Genomic DNA, 19,593 nt, shown 5'->3' with positions numbered 1-19,593 from the left:
TTTTGAATTAATGTGCTAAACATGGTCAGCTGATGAGTGTCTCTGTTTGAGAATAATAACGGCACAGATCGCGCTATACCGTTAGATCATTAGGAAGGTATTTAAATGAGTTGAACGTCTGAATAGAAACAGGTTGCGGACAAAGTAGTCAAAAGTTGATCAACCAAAGTCCAACGTTAACAGCAATCGTGTTTCGTCAGATGAAGTGACTGGTGAACGGTGAACAAGGCCTCTATTCTCATTGCCACTCCAACGCTCCCCTTTTAATAACGCAACATCACCACTGGCCATTTTCTGGATGTCAGATTCGTCGTTGTACAGGCCTGAAACAGAATCAGGCTTTCCGTTAGCCCCTAGCCCTAGCTTAGAACGGTCGACTAAGTCGTTTGGCAACCATTGAGTCGCAACACCATGATAAGTTGTCACCAAGCGGCAAGGCACTTGATCAAAATGGAAACGTGGGCACATCGCTTTATTCAGAACGGCTAAACGCAATCCGACTTCTTCAAGCTCAAACAAACAACAGAACATATCCACCAGCTCTGCCATGTTTTCTAATAGCGCTTTAGAGGCGGTGCCATCGGTAGCAAATTCCAACTTATCGAAAGCATTATCAGGTGACACGCTAACAGACTTACTAAAGTTTGGATTCAAGGCGATAAATTCACTAATTGCCGTCGTTAAGCCTTCATCAAACTGTCGCTGCCATACCGCTATATTAATATCACTTTGGTAGATTTCCGCTAATACCGTTGGCTGCTCAGAAGCACTCAAGCTTGGCTTGTGATTTGCCTTATCCTGAATACTCACAGCTGAACTAATGTTGAGTGGCTGGCTGCTATTGGTAGCCAAAGGCTTGGTTAACACGGCATTCATTACGTCGTCTCCTTGATACATGCTCATCGCTTCCCTTTTACCAACAGAATAATTATTCTTGGCAAGAGTGATTTTGGTTATGTTATAACATAACTTAAAATAAACAAGTCACTTCGTCGATCATGATTCCAGTAATACAGCGACGCTCTTCTTTTCCTGCGGTAATTTTTCGAATGCTGAACTAAGCTTCTCTCAATCACTCTTTCCAAAAAGTCATTTTAAAAACGTACGACTCAAGAACGTAAACCTGTGAATTCATCAATCTGGTGACAACTTATGAAAAAACTAATCTCTACATTCGGCCTCCTATGCACCGTTATCTCCGCTCAATCTTTCGCGGAAACGGGCTACACGTTAGACCCCAATTTATCGAATATCACGTTCGCAACCATCAAGAAGCAGTTTGTTGTTGAGCCCGCATCCATCAAGCCTTTATCTGGTGGTCTTACCGAAGAGGGTCAATTTGCCATATTGTTGGACGTAAAAAGTGTGAGTACTGGCGTGGATATTCGCGATCAGAGGCTCAATGAGCTCTACTTTGAATCGATGACTTTCCCTGAAGTGAAAATCTCTGGAAAAGTTGAACCGTCAATGTTGTCTGGTGATCCAAAAAGAACAACAGTAGCAGCGGAAGTTACTTTACACGGCGTAACCAAAACGATCGACTTCCCAGTTGTGGTGGTTCCATCCTCAGGGTTTGTCATGGTTAGCTCAGCTTCGACAATCATCGTCAACGGCGCTGATTTTGGGATATCGACAGAGAATCTAAACAAACTTTCAGCGACCGTGGGTGGATTAGCGATTTCCGACCAAATCCCTTTAAGCTTTAACCTACTTTTCGACCAATAATGGACTTATAACTATTCCTTTCTATTCTCCCTCATTTCACATTCATCAATCGTTTGAGAGCGGTGAATGTGAGTAAGAGTACGCGACAACGCAATAAACTGAATTTGGTTTGAATAAACTAAACCAAAATTTCCACTCGATTTCCCCAAGTCGGCCAGATAAACATCCCTCACAAAGTATTAAATTGAGCGTTATATAGGCTCAGAGATGTCGTTGATGTCACATGTCGTTACACAGCATGACGCCTTAAGGCTTTACATCTTGGGCGAGTTAAACAACAATCCCTGAGAATAAATCCATAACATAATGTATTTAGAAATTATGAGTAACACAGAAAACAAAAAATCGAGTCCTCTTTTCGAAGTCGTGTTTAACGTCTTTCTTCCTTCATTCATTTTAATGAAGTTCAGTGGAGATGAGCATCTCGGAACAGGCTTAGCATTACTTGTCGCACTAGCCTTCCCTATTGCTTACGGTGGCATGGAGTTAATCCGCAATAAGAAGTTCAACTTCATCGCTGCGCTCGGCTTTGTAAGCGTGCTATTGACGGGCGGTATTGGTTTCTTCGAGCTAGACACTCGTTGGTTAGCACTAAAAGAAGCATTAATCCCTGGTCTAATTGGTTTGGCGGTTCTTGGCTCAACCTTCACCCGCTACCCGTTTATCCAGAAAGTTATCTTCACACCGGCCCTGTTAAATATCTCTCTTATTGAAGAGCGCCTAAAGCAGTTCGGTAACCAAGCAAAGTTTGATCGTTGTCTAATGACATCCAACTACCTATTCGCGAGTACTTTCGCATTTTCTTCAGCTATGAACTACTTCCTAGCGACTTGGATTGTGACTAGCCCTGCTGGCACCGCTGCCTTTAATGAAGAACTTGGCAAGCTGACACTTTACAGCTACCCAGCAATCGCCATCCCAAGCATGCTGATGATGTTAGGTATTTTCTACTACATTTGGCGTCAAGTTCGCACGATGACATCACTAGAAACAGAACAAATTTTTATTACTAAATAGTTCTGAATTAACAAATCGCTCTGACAGCACAACATGAAGCCCAGCAATTAAGCTGGGCTTCTTTGTTTTTACTCTTTCGTTATCAACGTGATAGATGACAGCTTCGATTTGGATTATGAATCGAACGGGCAACCCTAATGCTCTTTTCTCAAGTAAATTTGGGCAACATGTCTATAAACCAATAATAATCAATGAATTGCATTGATTGAACCGACAGATGCTTTTATAGTCAATTCTGTTGGTTACTTTACAAAGCTCTACCCGCTCACTGACATTATTTCAATTGCTGTTGATAAGATCGCATAAGCTAGGTGCTAAAGGTAGACGCCAGCCGTACTCAATAAGGAATATAGATTATGAACAAATCTCAATTAGTTGAACACATCGCGACTTCTGCAGACATCTCAAAAGACCAAGCAGGCACAGCACTAAATGCGCTAGTTGAAGGTATCTCTACTTCGCTTGCGAACGGTGATGACGTATCGATCCTTGGATTTGGTAGCTTTAAAGTTAACTCTCGAGCTGCTCGCACTGGTCGTAACCCGCGAACCGGAGAAGAGATTCAGATTGCCGCATCAAAGACGCCAGCATTTAAAGCGGGCAAGGCACTAAAAGAGACGTGCAACCTGTAACACAAAAAACACAAGGAAGATTACGATGACGACTAAGGAAAAAGCGAAAACGAGCCGAAGCAAAAAAGCAGGCAAGTCGACTAAAGCGCAAGCCGAAACGCCTAAGACTCGTCAACGCATTGAAGAGCTTCTCGAAGAGCGTGAACTGGCTAAACTGTTAGAACTTTAGTTTATATAAGAACTAAAGTTTAGGTTTAAGCAAGGTGATAGTTTGTTATCGTTCTAATGCCACTGCAGATTTGTAGTGGCATTTTTGATTTAGGAGCAAGCGCCTCTAATAAATAACATTGATACCCCTCCCCACTAAAGCGACAAACACATCTGTCCAACATCTGAACGCTAAGTAACTGATTGAGTTACATAGCTATACATATCCATACTTACCCAAATCACCTTTTTCACTATCATCATTTTCTTGTTATTGGTGAGATTATTGGTGAGATTATTGGTGAGATTATTGGAAGGGTTCATGACACGACTATGTTCGAGCAATCCTTCTTCTTTGAGGTGATTATGAATGTCGTTCGCATGGGGATTGAAGCAAATACCCATAAAAATAAGGGTAAGTACAAAGCGATAGTTAAGTTTACTATTCGAGCCCTGTTTTATTATTCAGCTACTCGAAAAATGAGTAATAATTTCAACTCTGAAGAGAGAAAGTTATTATTTATCAAGCAACCCAACTTCCTTTCTAAATTTGTGACTCCCTACTTATGTACTGGCTTTAGCAATAAAGAAAAGATCGATATCTTATCCAAACACTACGACTGGTTTGAAAACACCTTCGCAACAGAAGCTAGACACCAAATCTATAACGAAAGGCTCAATCTTTTAAAACTTGAGATAGATGACAACGTTTATCTGGTTAATCTCAGCTTCGAAAGAAACGCGAGAAAAGAAGGTGAACTGACAATTTCATTGACCAACTCTCAACTCGAAAAAATGTATACCATTTCGTTTACTGTTTTCGACAACAACATCTACATCGGCGGTATACAGGGTGGCGCCAATGACAATGGATTTAGCCGCACATTCACCAAAGCTTTTTACGGTTTAAGACCTAAATCCTTCATGGTAGAAACACTACGACTGCTCGCTATTAACTTGGGTATCGACAATATCTATGCGGTAAAAGAGTCTGGTCATGTCTCGAACTCATTACGCTACGGTAAGAAAAACAAAGACATCAGCCTTAAATACGACAGTCTGTGGGAAGAGCACGATGGACAGGTGCATGATAACTATTTCTATCGTCTCCCGACAAACCCGAACAGGAAAGATCTTGAAGCTCTAAAACGTCAAAAGCGTAAGTTGTATCGCGAGCGTTATGCCTGGCTAGATCTGTATGAACAAGATCTGAAGAACGTAATCAGTCAGCACATCCATGATCCTGTTCATTATGCTCATGACAGTTAATTTGGCTAACCTGTACTCGACTCGCTAACGCGTATTACCTTTACTAGCGTGCTTTAGTCTAATCACAGCCCTTGGACCAAACGCTCAATCCCGAGGTGATAGCTTTAAAATAAATATTAGACAATGCTAATTTACATCTTTATAGTATCTAGGTATTTCGAAAACTACTCAATCGCCGGCGACCAGCCAGTACTGATCATTAAGAAGATACAAGCTCTATGCTCGGCAATTTGTATAGTTAAACTTAGAGACAGTAATAGGTAAACGTATGACTAAAATTGTAATCATCGGTGGCGTAGCTGGAGGTGCTTCAGCTGCTGCACGCGCTCGTCGTCTTAGTGAAGAAGCCGAAATCATAATGTTTGAACGAGGACCATTCGTCTCTTTTGCCAACTGTGGATTGCCATACCACATAGGTGGCGATATCGAGGATAGAAGCAAGCTTCTGTTACAAACACCTGAAAGCTTCTTAGCTCGCTTCAACGTTGACGCACGAGTGATGAACGAAGTTACCTCTATTGATCGCACCAATAAAACCGTTACAGTCAAAAATCTTGTTGATGGTAATCACTACAGCGAGAGTTACGACTTCTTATTACTCAGCCCTGGAGCCGGTGCCGTCGTTCCTCCCATCTCAGGAATCGATAACCCCCTCACCCATTCACTACGCAATATTCCAGATATGGATCGCATCATCGAAACAATCCAAATGAATAAACCTGAGCACGCGACAGTTGTTGGCGGTGGCTTTATCGGCTTGGAAATGATGGAAGCGTTTCATCAGCTTGGGATCAAGACTTCGTTGATTGAGATGGCTGACCAAGTAATGACGCCAGTAGACCGGGAAATGGCCGGCTTTGCCCATGCGGAGATTCGTGACAAAGGCATCGACCTAAAACTCGGCGTCGCGCTTGAGTCTGTGAAATATATACCTAACGAACACATCGCAAGTTTTGATTCAGGCGAGAGCGAGAAGCACCAACACATAGAGGGTGAATTAGAATTAACACTTAATAATGGCGAGTCATTAACTACTGATATCTTAATCATGGCTATCGGTGTGCGTCCTGAGACTAAGTTAGCAAAAGAAGCAGGACTTCAAATTGGCGAACTAGGTGGTATCTACACCAATGAAATGATGCAGACTAGCGATCCTAGCATCTACGCTGTGGGTGATGTGGTCGAAGAAAAAGACTTTGTCACAGGTGCACAAACTCTAGTTCCGCTTGCTGGCCCTGCTAACCGTCAAGGTCGTATGGCTGCCGACAACATGCTCGGACGCAATGAAATCTATCAAGGTACACAGGGCACAGCTATCTGTAAGATTTTTGACCTAGCCGTTGCCTCAACAGGGAAAAACGAAAAACAGTTGAAGCGTGAAGGCGTCAACTACGAAAAAGTCTATGTGCATACCGCAAGCCACGCTAGCTACTATCCTGGCGCTGAGATTGTCTCGTTCAAGATGTTATTCGCCCCTAAGACAGGGAAAATACTAGGTGCGCAAGCCGTCGGTAAAGATGGCGTTGATAAACGCATTGATGTTATGGCAGTAGCTCAACGTGCAGGTATGACCGTTGATCAGCTTCAACACCTTGAATTAACCTATGCACCACCTTACGGGAGTGCCAAAGACGTGATTAACCAAGCCGCATTTGTTGCCAACAATATTATTAAAGGTGACGCGACACCTATTCATTTCGATGAGATTGCAACATTAAGCGACAACCAACTCCTACTCGATGTTCGTAACCCTGGCGAACTAGAAAATGGTGGCTTTATTGAAGGCGCAATCAACATTCCTGTCGACCAACTGCGTCACCGCATGGACGAACTATCAAAAGACAAAGAGATTGTAATCTACTGCCAAGTCGGGTTACGTGGTAACGTGGCTTATCGCCAACTCGTCAACAACGGCTTTAAAGCACGCAACTTAATCGGTGGTTATAGAACACTCATGTATGCAAAAGCTTAAGGATTAATACTTAGTCGCCGGTAATGGTGCGCGGACACTTACGGGCTAGTTGCTAGTTGCTGAGAGAAAGTCGCTCATAAATAGATGCGAGTAGTTAATAGTAAACATTGAAAAACCGAGCTTGGCATTTAAGTAAGTGCCAAGCTCTTTTATTATTCGTAGGAGTCAATAAAAGCTTGCAGTGCTCGCTGATCGACAATTTCTAACCCTTGATCTCCTTTTCTGATGAAACCCTTGTCTAATAGGTCTTTAACCGCTCTTCGATACACTCTGCTCGATGTGCCAAAACGTTCCGCTTCTTGATTCACTTTATCGAAACCGCCTAACACAGTGTTAGTCTCGCTTTGAACCAATAAATCATACGCAATATTGTAGGTAATTGAGTGTAAAAGACGGTTAGTGTAAATACCCATAGAGTCTTGATAATCTTCCGCTAATGCAGAGGCAAAGAAGAACATCATCCCCGGATTTTCAAGTAGTGCTTCTGCTAATCTCTGATGCAAATAACATCAACTTGCATGTGTTCATCAGCCACTACGTTCCACTGACAAGGGGTCTGCGTGAAAAACTCCATCTCACCGAAGATATGGTAATCACAATTCACTTCGCCCAATTGAAAGCGTCGCCCATTAGCCGCGGAAATACTCATAGAGACTCTCCCTGCAGGCACTACATAAAGATACTGAAGCTGCTCACCTTGACGTAGGATTTCATCATTTTGATTGAAGTAACGAGAGTTAACTTGGTGTTGGTAGATGAGATCTCTAAACTCAGAGCTTTTTTGTTCTAAGTAGTTTTTAAAGCGTCCGCTTGAGTATGGTGCAATCTTCATACTTACTCTCTCATTGCATTACTGCTGTTTATATTCAAACGATTGTAACCACTTAAACCACAGGAGAGAACCCAATAAAAAAGCGACGGTCTCCCATCGCTTTCGTCTTGCATTTATTCAGGCTCTTATTGAGTAATTAATGCTTCCAGTGCCGCTAATGATGCTAGCCGCTCTCCCTGCATCATTGCCTCTGCCTCATCGACATATTGCCCAACGCCCTCTTTTACATCTTGTTCGTACAAGACAACATTGTTCAAGATAGAAGCTACATTAAGCCCTCTCAAGCGTCCCACGGTAAACAGCGCGGATGTTTCCATGTCTGCACCTAAAATGCCTTTGCCATTCCAGTACTGACAAAGCGCCTGCTCGTCATCGGTATAAAAACTGTCGTGTGAGCGCACCGTTCCTAAATAGTAAGGTGTTGATTGCTGCTGCAAGAACTTGTCTAGCTCTTTAAGCAGACAGAAGCTTGCATAGGCGGGATACGACGGCTTAACGTAAGCGGTAGAACCACCCTCATCGCGAACTGCGCCCTCTGCAATAATTAGCTCACCAAGCCCGATATGGGACTGCATCGCACCTGCAGACCCTACTCGGACAATATGAGTCACACCACAAAACTTAAGCTCTTCTACCGCAATGATCATTGAAGGTGCACCAATACCAGTGCTGCAAACTGATATCGCTTTCCCTTGATGAGTTCCAGTGAAGATTCGATATTCACGGTTTTCAGAGACCAGTTCAGCATGTTCAAGCAAGTTAGCGATTCGATTCGCTCTATCTGGCTCACCACAAACAATAACTAACGGAGCAATTTGCGTTTCATCAACGCAGATATGAGGTTGCTTTGCCATCTTCACTCCTAAGAAGCCGTTGCTTGAGTTAACGATTTATCACTGTTTCGTTTAGCTGTGCGTGCCCACTCACGAGTACCGTTTGCCGCAATAAACATTAAGATTGCGTATTGAACAGACATTGCGTACACACCCTGCGTCGCATAAATACCAACGCTGATAATGTTAATCACAATCCACAGTATCCAGTTTTCAACATACTTACGTGTCATAAGAACTTGAGCAACAATAGATAGAATGGTCATCGTGGCATCCCAGAATGGGAACGCATCCGGTTCAAGCACTGGCTCCGCTAAATCCGCACCAAATAGATTCAGGCTATCTACCGCGATGTTTGCTAGCGCAAAAAAGAATGGGTCGATGTACATAGTTAACAAAGCAATAGAAATCGCACACGCTACGGCCGTTGCTACTAGTTTATTTTGGCTCAACCAACGAACTTCTAGCGTTTCACCTTGCTCATTAGGACGTGTCCATGCGTACCAACCGTAAATGTTGGCGCAAAAGAAAAAGAGTTGTAGAAGTAACAGTCCGTATAACTGAATTTGGAAAAAGATAACCGCGAATAAGATGACATTCAGCAATCCGAACAGGTAGTTAATGGTTTTTTCTTGGCTTGCAAACCAAATACACAACAAACCAAACACGGTGCCGAATGCTTCAATCCAGCTCATTGCGTAGCCATCCCCTATTGGGATATTGACTAAAGTATTGTTGATATCAAGTAGAGCGAATAGGTCCATAGATGTGTCCTTTATTATTTGTTTTAGTGGCACCTATTTTATTGCGCCTCTCCAAATAAAAAGGAGGACATTTGTCCCCCCTAGAATGCATGCGATCATAAATCAGAATATTAAATCCGGAAAATCAATTTCACGGGAAGATGTCATAGCCCTCCCACAGTCTCGAACTCGAAACTCCAGCACCAGAACAGCCCCCTTCCAAAAACGAAATTTTAGCTTACTGGCTTAACGCCGATATCGCATTGACGGTTACGTTTGAGAAGCGCATGATTTTATCTCGAGCAGAATCGTTGTCTGGCGTGTTAACCGTGTAATCGCCCCAAAACTCGTTCTGTGCAACGTACTCAATTGAATGGCAGGTCACATGAATAAAGTAATTATGTTAGTAATGGGGCTGCTTTTTACCAGTCGATTGTTTGCCAGTATTGTTCCTCATGTTGGTCAACTTGAGCATGATGCGCCTATTCTCCTTCGCTCGGCATTGATTGTAGGGGTTGCGGCTTACGCGGTTTGGAGTGCATTTAAATACTTCAAAAAGATCAAGGCCTCAGATTCAGATCAACTGTAACGGCGAAAGTCCAAAAGCTTTTGAATAAGCCTCTAATTTCGATTACTGATCTGCGAAATAATCGACCAAGATTTTACGCCACTTTCGTGACTCACGAATCTTCAACAGGGCGCGGTTAATCTCTTCTTCGTACACGTTATTTTCAGTGATGATGAAACCGTAGTTGGACTTTTATAACTGATAAAACAACACCGCTATACCAAGCTTAAGTTTGATAGCTAGAAACTGACATAAACTGACTTTGTGCCGACGAACATAACTTTCCGCACTGCGTAATTTGGCTTTCAAGGAAGTAGATATTACGTCTGCTTTTGACCCATTGGGCGCGAACTTCCAGTTCTTGACCAATGGAAATAGGATGATGAAAGCGAGACGCTAAACTCACCGTCATTGCAGTGATGTTATTTTGGAACAAACAATGCAGCATCGCACTGTCATGTAACGCGGTGACAATGCCACCCTGCATGATGCCATCGTAGCCCTCAGCTTTATCTGTTGGTACAATCTTTGCCCTGGTTTTATATTTAGCTAAAGTTTCATACTTGGATAAAGTCTCATGCTTAACTAAAGCCTCGTGCTCACCAATAGCTTCAAATATTATTGGATTGTCTGAAAAAAAACCTTGACTGCACACTTGGCAACGCCGATGGTTGTGTGGAATGAAAACCTTCATACTTACCTTTTAACCTTAAATACCTAGAGATTAATATGGCTCGACCAAAAAAACATCGCCAGTTATGCACCCGAGCGGCTTACTCTTGTTTTAAGCCTAATGGCGTTCCTATGGACGAGCTTCATAAAGAAGAATTGCTATTAGAAGAGTTAGAAGCCTTACGCTTGGCTGATCAAGAAGGATTGAGCCAACTTGAAGCAGCTGAACAAATGCAGGTGTCTCGCCAAACGTTCGGCAACATCATCAAGCGTGCACGAGCCAAAGTCGCCAAGTGCATCGTCAACGGTCACGCGTTGGTGATTCAAAGCGCTTAACTCGCGAACTAGCCCAACGTTAGCTAGCTCAATGACAGTGAATTCTCGATACTCAGCTTGATGGCTCAGAGATCTGATACAGCTTTCGACTCTGCCCTTCACAGACATCTTTGCAATTGCATTCACGCTCAATATCTAACTGCGCAAGCCCTCCGCAGCTGCCTTTGATTGGCTTGCGAGAAAAAATCACACCTATCGCCATCAACGCGACGATTCCGATAAACCCCAATAGCGTCAACAAAAAGGTCATTTTCGGAACCCTCGAATACCCCCTAAATGATTCGGCTGTGCCATAAGAATCGCGGCGCCTTTCTTGCGCCCTTCCTCACCGCAGCCTTTCTTACTACTCCCTTTATTACTGCACTCTCTCTGACTGTGCCCTTTTTTACTGTGACAAACGTTGCGAGGCTCGCGACCGTAATCGAGATCGGTCACTTGTTGCAGATTACTAAAATCCAAAGCACCTATTTCTGCCTTTCCTGTTGATGCCAAAACTCTAATATCGTGGTTGAACAAGTGCGCTAGCATCTTCTTCCCTATGTGACGGACGACTACAGATTTCACATCGTAAGAACGGAGGACAGAGATCCATTGCTTCTTTTTATTGCAAGCGGTGTCGGAATCAACCAAAGGAACAATCTGCTTTATTTGTCGTTGCTCATCGACAATCGCGATCTGTGGGGAACGAGCAAAATGGTTGCCGACATGAAGGTCGCGACAAGGTACTGCGTATAACATAGTAACTTCCTGTTATTGATGATCAGAAGTTCAGCATACGCCCCATTATTAGCATATGCCAATAACTATCATGTGAAAAATAAGATTTACTGGATCGATAACTAAGATCACAAGCACCCAAACTTAGCGTCATCTTCAGCCTATCTCAGTTACCTTTCAAATAACCATATATACTAGGGGGTAGTATTTTTACTGGGGGTATTTTTTGCGTTGTTAATGCCTGTTATCAAGAGCCAAGCTCAAACCCATTACAAAAAGGCCTCGCACAACCGAGAGCTTAATCGACTATTCAACGTCACACACTAGTCTGAATAATGTCGAATTAGGGACCAATCAAAGATGTTTATAGGAAAAATAGGTTGGATTGAAAATCAAGAATTGCAGTCGGCTTCAATGTAAACAAGCTTATAATTTGAAGTGAACAACGCATCGGGTTGTTATAATATAACATCACACTAAATTACCATCATTTCTCATGAAACAGCCATTTATTCTAATCGATGTCATCAATCGCCTCTCCACACGCTATGTAAGCCGTTTCTCGACATGCTTTCGCTCTCTCAAGGGCTTGACTGTTGGCCTAGCATTATTGTGTTTTGCGCCAAATCTATATGCCCACCCTCACTCTTGGATAGAGATGAAAACTCATATTGAGGGAGAGAATGGCATGATCACCGGTCTCTCTATGGAGTGGTCTTTTGATGCAATGACCTCGATGTACATGTTGGATGGAGAAGACGTCTCTGCCGATACAGAAACTGAAACATTCAAAAAGCTCGCTGCGTCTGTAATCGAAAACATGATGTACGAGCACTACTTCACGTACTTTTATGATGGTGAAGAGCCCATCAAATATCAGGTGGTTGAGAACGCAAAGTTTGAGCGTGATAAAGCCAAGATGGTTCTAACATTTGACCTACCACTTTCTAAACCTAAGCCTGTGACACGAAACTCGCTTCGCGTATTGATTTTTGACCCTAGTTACTTTGTCGACATGTCGTGGCTATCCAACAGCGACGTGACATTGTCACCTGAACTAGCAAGACAATGCCATTTAGAATTAATCGAGCCTAACCCGACGCCAGAGCAAATGAGTTATGCAATGTCTTTACCTGTCGATGCAGATCCAGATAACACGCTAGGCCAACTGTTTACACAATCGGTTGAGCTTCATTGTGCGGCGGTTCCCGCTTCTTAGTCGCAGTGGTTCGTTTCAGCCTTTAAGTCAGCGTCTAGCTGATTAAGCATGGCAACTAATTAACAGAAAGATTTCAGATATAGGTTCTTGTTAAATGAAGAAAAATCAATCCAAAATCAATCACTACCTCATTGGTGCTGGCGCGTTCGTGCTTATTGCTATTGGTGCGTATCAACTGTGGTCCATGTGGCCATCGTTAGTTATCTCTAGCATTCAATGGCAAAGAGAAGTCAATTCAGAACTTGCAGACCTGCTCTATGAAGCTAAATCCAACCCTTGGGGCGCAGGCAGTTACCTTATCGGGTTCAGCTTTATCTATGGCATGCTTCATTCTTTGGGGCCTGGGCACGGCAAAGTTATCGTGTCGACTTACTTAGCGACTCACCCAACCAAAGCCAAGGCGAGTTTAGTGCTTACGGTCGTCTCCGCTTTTTTACAAGCATTGGTCGCAATCTTACTAGTAAGCGTGTTGCTGTGGGGCTTTAGTGCTTCCATGCGAGTAGTGAATGACAAAGCGAATATGTTTGTTTCATTAAGCTTTGCCTTAGTCGCGGTCGTCGGCGCACTTATATGTTGGAAGGCTTTGAAAAACATCTACACCGCTATGCGTAAGCCTAAGCTGAAAGTGAAAGCCATCACTACACTCGCAACAGACACAGCTGCGACAATTTCAGCGCGTTCGCCAATGGCACTTCGTTCATCAATATCAGCCCCTTCTCCGATAATCGACGCTACTAGCACAATGCAAGCCGCAACTAACACTCATGCAGATCATTCTCATGCCGACTGTGGGTGCGGCCACCAGCATGTTGCCGATGCAGACGCAATTAACAAAGCCTCAACGCTCCGAGAATATGCGGGAATCATCGTGACGATAGGCGTGAGACCATGTACTGGCGCGATTATGGTTCTGCTTTTCGCAAACATGGTTGGCTTATATTGGATGGGGGTTGTCAGTGCCTTTGCAATGGCGATTGGTACTGCTTTCACAACCTCGACGATTGCTATAATGACACTAACAGGCAAGAACTTGGTAAAACGCTATTTGGCTGCAGGTAGCAAGAGTAACAGTGCGACACTGAAAGCCGCAGGTCATTATTTACAACTCTTTGGTGGGGTTTTGCTTGTCTTAATTGGCTTGTTGCTAATGAGTGGACAAGACAGCGGTATGTCGCCTGTTTTCACTATGTAGCGAACGATGTAATAACAAACCTCAGTTTATTGCGACCTTTACCATTTTTACTAAAAAACACTAGCCCTTATCTCTCAAATCTGAATTAACAGCCACATAATTTCTACTAACCTAACTTTGCACAGCCAGTTAGGTTAGTAGTCAGCCATTCAGAACAGCGCGCTCTATGTAGTTCTGTAACAAACCTACATCCAACTTTGATTTTCCTATTCTTAGCTACTCTTTCATAAACTAACTTAGATTGTTCTAACAATATTAGAGCACTATCCCCCTCCTTTTGAAAATAAGGACATAACTTCCACAATCGGTGTTTTTCAAGGTAGTTGTCATCATTTGCTTACTTATTAAGCAGCTTCTCTTTCTGGATTTAGGTGAACGTCACCAACAGGCGCACAGTTCCTGATATCACCAGACCACCGCTCAGGCTTTCGCTGTTTTGCAGCGAGCAATACCTCTACACGACGCTTCAAGATCTCTTTATCTTTTCCATTGTGACGCTCTGAAGGCGTGACGTAATTTAGCTGACTGTGCTTGTGCTCGGTGTTGTACCAGCGTACGAAGGCTTCAACCCAACTTTGGCTACTATCGATTGTTTCAAAGCCTTTCGTTGGCCAGCTTGGCATGTACTTTACCGTGCGGAACAATGACTCAACATACGGGTTATCATCACTGACTCTTGGGCGACTATACGATGAAGTAATACCTAACTCTTCCATTTTTGCTTTGAACGTCAACGACTTCATCGGCGCACCATTATCTGAGTGAAGAACCAGTGCTTGATTGAAGCACTGCTCTCGCATCAACGTTCGTTGCAGAAGTTGTGACGCTAGCTCACCGCATTCATGCTCATACACTTCATAACCAACAATTTTTCGACTGTAGATGTCCTCAATGACATACAGGTAATAGTGTTGGCCTCGAACCTTTGAAGGTAAGTAAGTGATATCCCACGTATAGACTTGGTTTGAGTCCGTCGCTGTGTAACTGGTTGGCTTCGCTTGCTTCTGTCTGCTCCGCTGACGACCTCGCTTGTGAAGTTGCCCCTGCGTACTCAGTACTCGATAGTAGCTCGACTCAGAGGCGATATACTCACCTCTATCAAGCAGTGTCGGGACGATTTGAGTTGGAGGCAAGCTTGCGAACTCAGAGCGGTTACACACCTCGACAATCGCATCACGCTCTTCCTGAGACAGCTTGTTAGCAGGCTCAGGTCTGGTGCATATTGGCCTTTTGTCAGCTTGAACTTCTCCTTGCTGATACCAGCGACGATAGGTTCTCAAGTCAATTTGAACTTCATGGCAAGCTAGCTGTAAACGGCATCCGCATTGCTTCGCTTCAAGGATTAGAGTCACTATGGTCTGCCTTTCATCGGTTGAGGTTAGTCGTCCTCTGGCTCTTCCCCGTAAAAGGCTCTCAGCTTTTTTCTTAGTACCAAGAGAGCGGCCGTTTCAGCGAGTGCTTTTTCTTTGAGTCGTAAATCTTTCTTCAACTCTTTGATTTCAAGTTTGTCAGCTTTAGCCTGCTTCTTTGCTTCAGCTTCCTGCTCTTTACTCGACTTAAACCCTTGCATACATTCGCTGCGCCAGCTTTGGATTTGCTCTGGAAAAAGACCTTTTTCACGACAATATTGGCTGAGTTCACTTTCTGTCATTGAGTAGGTTTCAGCGACAATGGCAAGTTTAGTTTGAGCTGACCACTGCTCTGATGAAGTGTTGCTATTTGGCACGGCGGCTCCTGAACGTCTGAGTTGCTGGCGCCAATTATACAGGGTCGCAGTGCTAATTCCTTCCTCTTCCGACACTTCTTTAACTGACATTGAATAGGGAGGTAATAGCTTCTTCAATATAGCTTCTTTTCTTTCTACTGAGATACGAGACACAATTACTCTTTATCGCCCAAACTGGTTAAATTTTAACAGTGACAACTACCCTGCCAGATAGGGCAATCCAGAAACTACGATCGCACTCTTCCTATTTTGAAAAAAAATAGAGCAGCAGTTTTATCAATTGAGTAACAAGCCGAAATTATACCCAATAAATTTCACATCAAACTCCAAGCCTTTACCTTACAACTACAGATAGAGCTTTCTTCAACCAAATTCTTGGATAACCTATACTCAAAGGTAAACAAATGAAACTATACATTCCGAGCGCCACGCTCAGTGTTTTGTTACTTTCTCCGAGTTTCGCGAGTGCCGAAGATATACCTGATTCATACGAATTGCGTAATTTTTCGATGCGCTCACAAAGCTCTGGGATAGCCCCACCGCAAGAAGAACTCGGCGTTTATGTTGTGAATTCGGGTCCTGGTCTGGATACCGGTTGTACCTATGCTTCTGGCGGACCTCTACTTATCTCTTTACCTGTTCCTATGGTCGTCAGCCCCAACGTTTTACAAAGTGACGGGAGAATTGCTCCGAGTAAACTGGGCGATATGCAGCAAAAAGGCGTTATCGGTTCTAACGCAAGGATCAGCATGCCGGTCTTCGACATAGACTCCAATGCCAACGTCAGTAATATTGCTCCAGAAATAGATATCGTATCTTTTAACGGAAAGTCTTTAGGTACGCTGCAAGGCGCTGATAACCGTTGGACGGATACTAACCTTCAAGTCGATATCAGTGATGTCAAGTTCGGCCAAAGCAATGAGATTCGCGTCGATATTGATACTGGCAATACGGGAGACAACTGGTGTATGTCTGTCGATTGGGTCTCAATCGAGTTTGATGTTGCCATTCCTGTGATTCTTGCTCATGGCATTGCTGCACAATCAGACACTTGGGATGATGATACGGCTCCAGGCGTGCTTTCTACACTTGATGACTATGGCATTCGTTATACTCGTTTCTCTGCTGACAAAAATGGAACCACAGCGACTAACGCTAATATCTTGAACAACAAAATTCAGGGTTTTCTCGATGAGTTGAAATCCGACAAAGTTCACGTCATTGCACACAGTAAAGGCGGGCTAGATACCCAAAACCTCAAAGCACTTAGCCCTTCCTTTGAGATAACCTCCCTTTCTACTTTCTCCACACCTCACCTTGGTAGCGTCGCAGCAGATTTGTCGGTGATAAAAATGGACCACTACGCCGATATCTACAGTAACGTCAGTACCGATCCAAATAATTACGTTGGCAAGTACATGCAACTCCCAAATATTCCGTTTGCGGGTCCTAAAATGCCTGGTATCCGTGATCTAACAACGGATACAGCATCAAACGCGATCCAAATGCGTACTCGCGGCAATATTGCAAATACATTTTCTATTGGGGCAAATGCCGATCTCAACCAAGACGGTGTTATTGAGAAAGATCCCGATATCGTTGGCCTATTCCCATGGGGATCGCGTTGGGCAGGCGTTACCGCTTGGCAGGCGCTAAGAAACTTTAGTTCTGCGGCCTACCTCGATACTCAAACTCAACCGGTCACAATGCCAAGTGTGCATGGACCACAAGCTCATCCAATCACCATAGTCAGTTACCAAGCCATTCAAACAGTACCGCAAGAAAATGATGTTGTTGTGACCTTGGCAAGCGCTAACCCAAGTTATACCAATGCATTGGGTAACGTATTGGCTAACCACTCAACAATGAAAACGGGACAAAACGTTGAACGTTTTCTACAACAAATTATTTCAATGCGCTAAGGAGTGGCCACAATGAAATTCATCAAGCAATTAGTGATGGTGTTCAGTCTTTTCTGTACCTTCATCACACCGGCTATCGCCAGTAATGCAATACCCGTTGGGATGAGTACAAGCACGACACTATCTCAACTAGTGACTAGTAACGATAACGAAGTCACAATGCTATTTACCATCGACAAAGCGGAAGCCCTAAAAGCAGAAATCATCGTGCCGTTGGATGATGCAACCGTATATTTAGTCAAGCCTAACGGGCAAGTCGCAACATCATCCAATGATGTGCAAGCGAACATACTTTCAGGTGACACACAAAGTCCGCCGCTACCGGGCAGCTATTTATTTTTGCCTGAAGTAACTAACCCTGAACCTGGCGAATGGAAGATCGTCGTTGATTTTCCAAACCCAAGTTACAACACAGTAATTATTGCTCAGGTTGCGATCCAATCCCCTATTGCGTTTGGCATGGCGATAGCTGCAAACCAATTTGTGGTCGGTGAACCAGTTCCCGTTTCTGCATTACTGACAAACAAAGGGAATCCAATCACAGGTGCCCAAACCAGCGCAGTGATCATTGATGAAGCTGGAATAAAAACACGCCTGACGCTTAAAGATGAGGGTGTCAATTTCGATGCTATTGCTAAAGATGGTGTCTACAGCAATATTTTCGTTCCACCCGCTGAAGGGGATTATCTAATTGAAGGCATAACGTCTTTTGAAGAATATGGAACAACTATCACTCGCCAGACAAGTAAAAAAATCCACGTACTACCCTCTGACATTGAATTTGTCAGCCTCTCACTCGCTCCACTGTTTTCCTCTGAAGGCTGTGTTATTGCCTTAGAGCAGCGCTTGGAACTTGATGTTAAATCCGCGGGGGATTTTGCCATTCATGGTTACCTCACCGATGGAATTGACGAGCTGAACACAAGCAAACGTCTGCAACTCAAACCTGCGAAGCAAATCGTCACTCTACAGTACTCAACTGAAGATATTTTTGGCGCGTTTGATTCAGCGTCTACTTTGACCTCCAACCCGACGATCATCTACGCAATCACTCAAGATGACATACGAATTTCAGCCCCTCGAATTCAGTTTGAAGAATTTATTGATTTAGCATCTTTTGAGCGTTGCCGCGAACCGATTGAAGTCACGGGGAGTTTAGTCACCACACCGACTATGTCGCAAGATGGAACCTACATTGATTCGCTGAGTTTTGAGTTTCCTATCCATGTTACGCGCAGTGGAACTTACACAGGTTCGGTAAATATCGTTGGTGCAGCCGGAGAGTATTTAGAGCTAGTGAGTTTCCAAGAACCGCTTGAGGCTGGCGAAAACACCATCAAGTTTACCGTTCCTGGTGACACGTTTAAGCAAGCCGATGGTCCTTATGAACTGAACGCACTGCTAATCTACAGTGGCGTTGACTCCTATCGACAAGGAGTTCTCGGTCAAACTCCACCATACCAAGCCTCTGATTTCAGTCCGCCAGTGAATGTGACCCTCCCCTCTAACCTATTCGGTTTGGAAAGAGAAAACTGGCAAGCAACCCCGGCAACACATGTCACGCAACATCGTGTCGGTGGTTACTTGAGAGCGGGGGCTTCAATCCCATACGACTACGAAACACTAGCGAGTTTTGACTTAAGTGAGGTTCGAGGGAAAATTAAACAGGCAACGCTTATTGTTGATTTCGGAGATTCAACTCTTCAATTTCCATTCAACAATGTAACTGCGCATATCGTTAATCAAACTTGGTCTCCAAACACACTGGATTACGACACGTTCTGTGAGTCTTTTACAATATGTGCAGCATGGAGTAATCCACTCACTACATTCAACAACGTAGAAGCCGGTCAAACGCTTAGGTTTACCAACTCTAAACTATTAGAAGCATTAAATGAGAAGAGAGTGTCTGGGTTGAACAAACTAGATATTGCTCTTACCTCTTCTCCCTATGAAAGAAGTTTCTTCATTAACGTTAAGCAGGTGTCATTATTCATCGAGTACTGATCCTAAAACTGAAATAGAATAAGGCCATGCCCACGGTATCGCTTTGGGCATGGCCTCTCAGAGT

At 43.7% G+C, this 19,593-nt stretch carries 19 protein-coding genes and 2 pseudogenes; 12 read left to right on the top strand and 9 right to left on the bottom strand.

All coding sequences use genetic code 11. The features are described from left to right. Positions 1 to 159 precede the first annotated feature (159 nt). Entirely contained in the window at positions 160 to 876 is a 717-nt protein-coding gene (locus BCU07_RS05025) for a DUF1826 domain-containing protein (RefSeq protein WP_102427793.1), read from the bottom strand. Between the two features lie 276 nt (positions 877 to 1,152). Here BCU07_RS05025 and BCU07_RS05020 point away from each other — a divergent pair, with 276 nt between their 5' ends. The 6 genes from BCU07_RS05020 (at position 1,153) to BCU07_RS04995 (ending at position 6,762) form a co-directional block, all read left to right on the top strand. Beyond that, positions 1,153 to 1,725 carry a YceI family protein gene (locus tag BCU07_RS05020; protein ID WP_102427792.1) on the top strand — a complete coding sequence of 191 codons (573 nt, stop codon included), beginning with the start codon at positions 1,153 to 1,155 and terminating at the stop codon, positions 1,723 to 1,725. Positions 1,726 to 2,046: 321 nt separating this feature from the next. Beyond that, on the top strand, positions 2,047 to 2,742 hold the full coding sequence (locus tag BCU07_RS05015; protein WP_017059114.1) for a VC0807 family protein: 696 nt from the start codon (positions 2,047 to 2,049) through the stop codon (positions 2,740 to 2,742). Positions 2,743 to 3,098: 356 nt separating this feature from the next. Further along, on the top strand, positions 3,099 to 3,374 hold the full coding sequence (locus BCU07_RS05010; protein ID WP_017059113.1) for an HU family DNA-binding protein: 276 nt from the start codon (positions 3,099 to 3,101) through the stop codon (positions 3,372 to 3,374). Positions 3,375 to 3,399: 25 nt separating this feature from the next. Continuing rightward, positions 3,400 to 3,543: a hypothetical protein gene (locus BCU07_RS05005; protein ID WP_017059112.1), complete on the top strand. Its 144-nt coding sequence runs from the start codon at positions 3,400 to 3,402 to the stop codon at positions 3,541 to 3,543. 344 nt (positions 3,544 to 3,887) lie between these two features. After that, positions 3,888 to 4,790 carry a VirK/YbjX family protein gene (locus BCU07_RS05000; protein WP_133151375.1) on the top strand — a complete coding sequence of 301 codons (903 nt, stop codon included), beginning with the start codon at positions 3,888 to 3,890 and terminating at the stop codon, positions 4,788 to 4,790. 268 nt (positions 4,791 to 5,058) lie between these two features. Then, the gene (locus BCU07_RS04995) at positions 5,059 to 6,762 is read left to right on the top strand and encodes an FAD-dependent oxidoreductase (RefSeq protein WP_102427791.1); all 1,704 of its coding nucleotides are present in this window, start codon (positions 5,059 to 5,061) and stop codon (positions 6,760 to 6,762) included. 152 nt (positions 6,763 to 6,914) lie between these two features. On the opposite strand, the pseudogene BCU07_RS04990 reads toward BCU07_RS04995, so the two are convergent. From BCU07_RS04990 to pnuC, 3 genes and pseudogenes are all read right to left on the bottom strand, one after another. Beyond that, a pseudogene (locus tag BCU07_RS04990) lies at positions 6,915 to 7,594 on the bottom strand (Crp/Fnr family transcriptional regulator). A gap of 125 nt (positions 7,595 to 7,719) precedes the next feature. Beyond that, the gene (locus BCU07_RS04985; RefSeq protein WP_102427790.1) at positions 7,720 to 8,448 is read right to left on the bottom strand and encodes a nucleoside phosphorylase; all 729 of its coding nucleotides are present in this window, start codon (positions 8,446 to 8,448) and stop codon (positions 7,720 to 7,722) included. Positions 8,449 to 8,456: 8 nt separating this feature from the next. Then, positions 8,457 to 9,191: a nicotinamide riboside transporter PnuC gene (pnuC, locus tag BCU07_RS04980; RefSeq protein WP_102427789.1), complete on the bottom strand. Its 735-nt coding sequence runs from the start codon at positions 9,189 to 9,191 to the stop codon at positions 8,457 to 8,459. Between the two features lie 364 nt (positions 9,192 to 9,555). Between pnuC and BCU07_RS04975 the strand changes: the two genes are divergently transcribed. Continuing rightward, positions 9,556 to 9,759, top strand: coding sequence for a hypothetical protein (locus BCU07_RS04975; protein WP_017059106.1), 204 nt, complete (start codon positions 9,556 to 9,558; stop codon positions 9,757 to 9,759). 42 nt (positions 9,760 to 9,801) lie between these two features. Here BCU07_RS04975 and BCU07_RS04970 read toward each other — a convergent pair. Then, a pseudogene (locus BCU07_RS04970) lies at positions 9,802 to 9,930 on the bottom strand (ABC transporter substrate-binding protein); the annotation flags it as partial. A 34-nt stretch (positions 9,931 to 9,964) separates the two neighbouring features. Then, a complete protein-coding gene (locus tag BCU07_RS04965) occupies positions 9,965 to 10,432 on the bottom strand; it encodes a PaaI family thioesterase (protein WP_102427788.1) in 468 nt (155 codons plus the stop codon). Between the two features lie 35 nt (positions 10,433 to 10,467). Here BCU07_RS04965 and BCU07_RS04960 point away from each other — a divergent pair, with 35 nt between their 5' ends. Then, a complete protein-coding gene (locus tag BCU07_RS04960) occupies positions 10,468 to 10,746 on the top strand; it encodes a DUF134 domain-containing protein (RefSeq protein WP_004734814.1) in 279 nt (92 codons plus the stop codon). Positions 10,747 to 10,798: 52 nt separating this feature from the next. On the opposite strand, the gene nqrM is transcribed toward BCU07_RS04960, so the two are convergent. Together nqrM and BCU07_RS04950 are read right to left on the bottom strand one after the other, a co-directional pair. After that, entirely contained in the window at positions 10,799 to 10,996 is a 198-nt protein-coding gene (gene nqrM / locus BCU07_RS04955; protein WP_017077941.1) for a (Na+)-NQR maturation NqrM, read from the bottom strand. Next, positions 10,993 to 11,484: a NifB/NifX family molybdenum-iron cluster-binding protein gene (locus BCU07_RS04950; RefSeq protein ID WP_061025317.1), complete on the bottom strand. Its 492-nt coding sequence runs from the start codon at positions 11,482 to 11,484 to the stop codon at positions 10,993 to 10,995. The genes nqrM and BCU07_RS04950 overlap by 4 nt, the downstream gene beginning before the upstream one ends. A gap of 475 nt (positions 11,485 to 11,959) precedes the next feature. Here BCU07_RS04950 and BCU07_RS04945 point away from each other — a divergent pair, with 475 nt between their 5' ends. Both BCU07_RS04945 and BCU07_RS04940 read left to right on the top strand, forming a co-directional pair. Then, the gene (locus BCU07_RS04945; protein WP_029235926.1) at positions 11,960 to 12,682 is read left to right on the top strand and encodes a DUF1007 family protein; all 723 of its coding nucleotides are present in this window, start codon (positions 11,960 to 11,962) and stop codon (positions 12,680 to 12,682) included. 94 nt (positions 12,683 to 12,776) lie between these two features. Further along, the gene (locus tag BCU07_RS04940; RefSeq protein ID WP_102427787.1) at positions 12,777 to 13,874 is read left to right on the top strand and encodes a nickel/cobalt transporter; all 1,098 of its coding nucleotides are present in this window, start codon (positions 12,777 to 12,779) and stop codon (positions 13,872 to 13,874) included. 344 nt (positions 13,875 to 14,218) lie between these two features. Here the strand turns inward: BCU07_RS04940 and BCU07_RS04935 are convergent. After that, positions 14,219 to 15,753 (bottom strand): IS3 family transposase gene (locus BCU07_RS04935; protein ID WP_413286081.1). Its coding sequence is split into 2 segments (ribosomal slippage): positions 14,219 to 15,300 and positions 15,300 to 15,753, totalling 1,536 coding nucleotides; the frame shifts between segments, so codons are not numbered across the junction. Between the two features lie 251 nt (positions 15,754 to 16,004). Between BCU07_RS04935 and BCU07_RS04930 the strand changes: the two genes are divergently transcribed. Together BCU07_RS04930 and BCU07_RS04925 are read left to right on the top strand one after the other, a co-directional pair. Then, complete coding sequence (locus BCU07_RS04930) at positions 16,005 to 17,522, top strand: esterase/lipase family protein (protein WP_102428609.1); 1,518 nt, start codon at positions 16,005 to 16,007, stop codon at positions 17,520 to 17,522. Positions 17,523 to 17,534: 12 nt separating this feature from the next. Next, a complete protein-coding gene (locus BCU07_RS04925) occupies positions 17,535 to 19,529 on the top strand; it encodes a choice-of-anchor X domain-containing protein (RefSeq protein WP_102428608.1) in 1,995 nt (664 codons plus the stop codon). Positions 19,530 to 19,593: the final 64 nt, after the last annotated feature.

It is taken from the genome of Vibrio sp. 10N.261.54.E10, from assembly GCF_002877735.2.
Taxonomy (GTDB): Bacteria; Pseudomonadota; Gammaproteobacteria; order Enterobacterales; family Vibrionaceae; genus Vibrio; species Vibrio crassostreae_C.
The sequence above is the reverse complement of the archived record's forward strand: the minus strand, read 5'-3'. Positions and strand labels throughout refer to the sequence as shown.

Excerpts from the sequence above, each read along its gene's own strand:
- BCU07_RS05025 (WP_102427793.1), bottom strand. The coding sequence starts at position 876 with ATGAATGCCGTGTTAACCAAGCCTTTGGCTACCAATAGCAGCCAGCCA.
- BCU07_RS05020 (WP_102427792.1), top strand. The coding sequence starts at position 1,153 with ATGAAAAAACTAATCTCTACATTCGGCCTCCTATGCACCGTTATCTCC.
- BCU07_RS05015 (WP_017059114.1), top strand. The coding sequence starts at position 2,047 with ATGAGTAACACAGAAAACAAAAAATCGAGTCCTCTTTTCGAAGTCGTG.
- BCU07_RS05010 (WP_017059113.1), top strand. The coding sequence starts at position 3,099 with ATGAACAAATCTCAATTAGTTGAACACATCGCGACTTCTGCAGACATC.
- BCU07_RS05005 (WP_017059112.1), top strand. The coding sequence starts at position 3,400 with ATGACGACTAAGGAAAAAGCGAAAACGAGCCGAAGCAAAAAAGCAGGC.
- BCU07_RS05000 (WP_133151375.1), top strand. The coding sequence starts at position 3,888 with ATGAATGTCGTTCGCATGGGGATTGAAGCAAATACCCATAAAAATAAG.
- BCU07_RS04995 (WP_102427791.1), top strand. The coding sequence starts at position 5,059 with ATGACTAAAATTGTAATCATCGGTGGCGTAGCTGGAGGTGCTTCAGCT.
- BCU07_RS04985 (WP_102427790.1), bottom strand. The coding sequence starts at position 8,448 with ATGGCAAAGCAACCTCATATCTGCGTTGATGAAACGCAAATTGCTCCG.
- pnuC (WP_102427789.1), bottom strand. The coding sequence starts at position 9,191 with ATGGACCTATTCGCTCTACTTGATATCAACAATACTTTAGTCAATATC.
- BCU07_RS04975 (WP_017059106.1), top strand. The coding sequence starts at position 9,556 with ATGAATAAAGTAATTATGTTAGTAATGGGGCTGCTTTTTACCAGTCGA.
- BCU07_RS04965 (WP_102427788.1), bottom strand. The coding sequence starts at position 10,432 with ATGAAGGTTTTCATTCCACACAACCATCGGCGTTGCCAAGTGTGCAGT.
- BCU07_RS04960 (WP_004734814.1), top strand. The coding sequence starts at position 10,468 with ATGGCTCGACCAAAAAAACATCGCCAGTTATGCACCCGAGCGGCTTAC.
- nqrM (WP_017077941.1), bottom strand. The coding sequence starts at position 10,996 with ATGACCTTTTTGTTGACGCTATTGGGGTTTATCGGAATCGTCGCGTTG.
- BCU07_RS04950 (WP_061025317.1), bottom strand. The coding sequence starts at position 11,484 with ATGTTATACGCAGTACCTTGTCGCGACCTTCATGTCGGCAACCATTTT.
- BCU07_RS04945 (WP_029235926.1), top strand. The coding sequence starts at position 11,960 with ATGAAACAGCCATTTATTCTAATCGATGTCATCAATCGCCTCTCCACA.
- BCU07_RS04940 (WP_102427787.1), top strand. The coding sequence starts at position 12,777 with ATGAAGAAAAATCAATCCAAAATCAATCACTACCTCATTGGTGCTGGC.
- BCU07_RS04930 (WP_102428609.1), top strand. The coding sequence starts at position 16,005 with ATGAAACTATACATTCCGAGCGCCACGCTCAGTGTTTTGTTACTTTCT.
- BCU07_RS04925 (WP_102428608.1), top strand. The coding sequence starts at position 17,535 with ATGAAATTCATCAAGCAATTAGTGATGGTGTTCAGTCTTTTCTGTACC.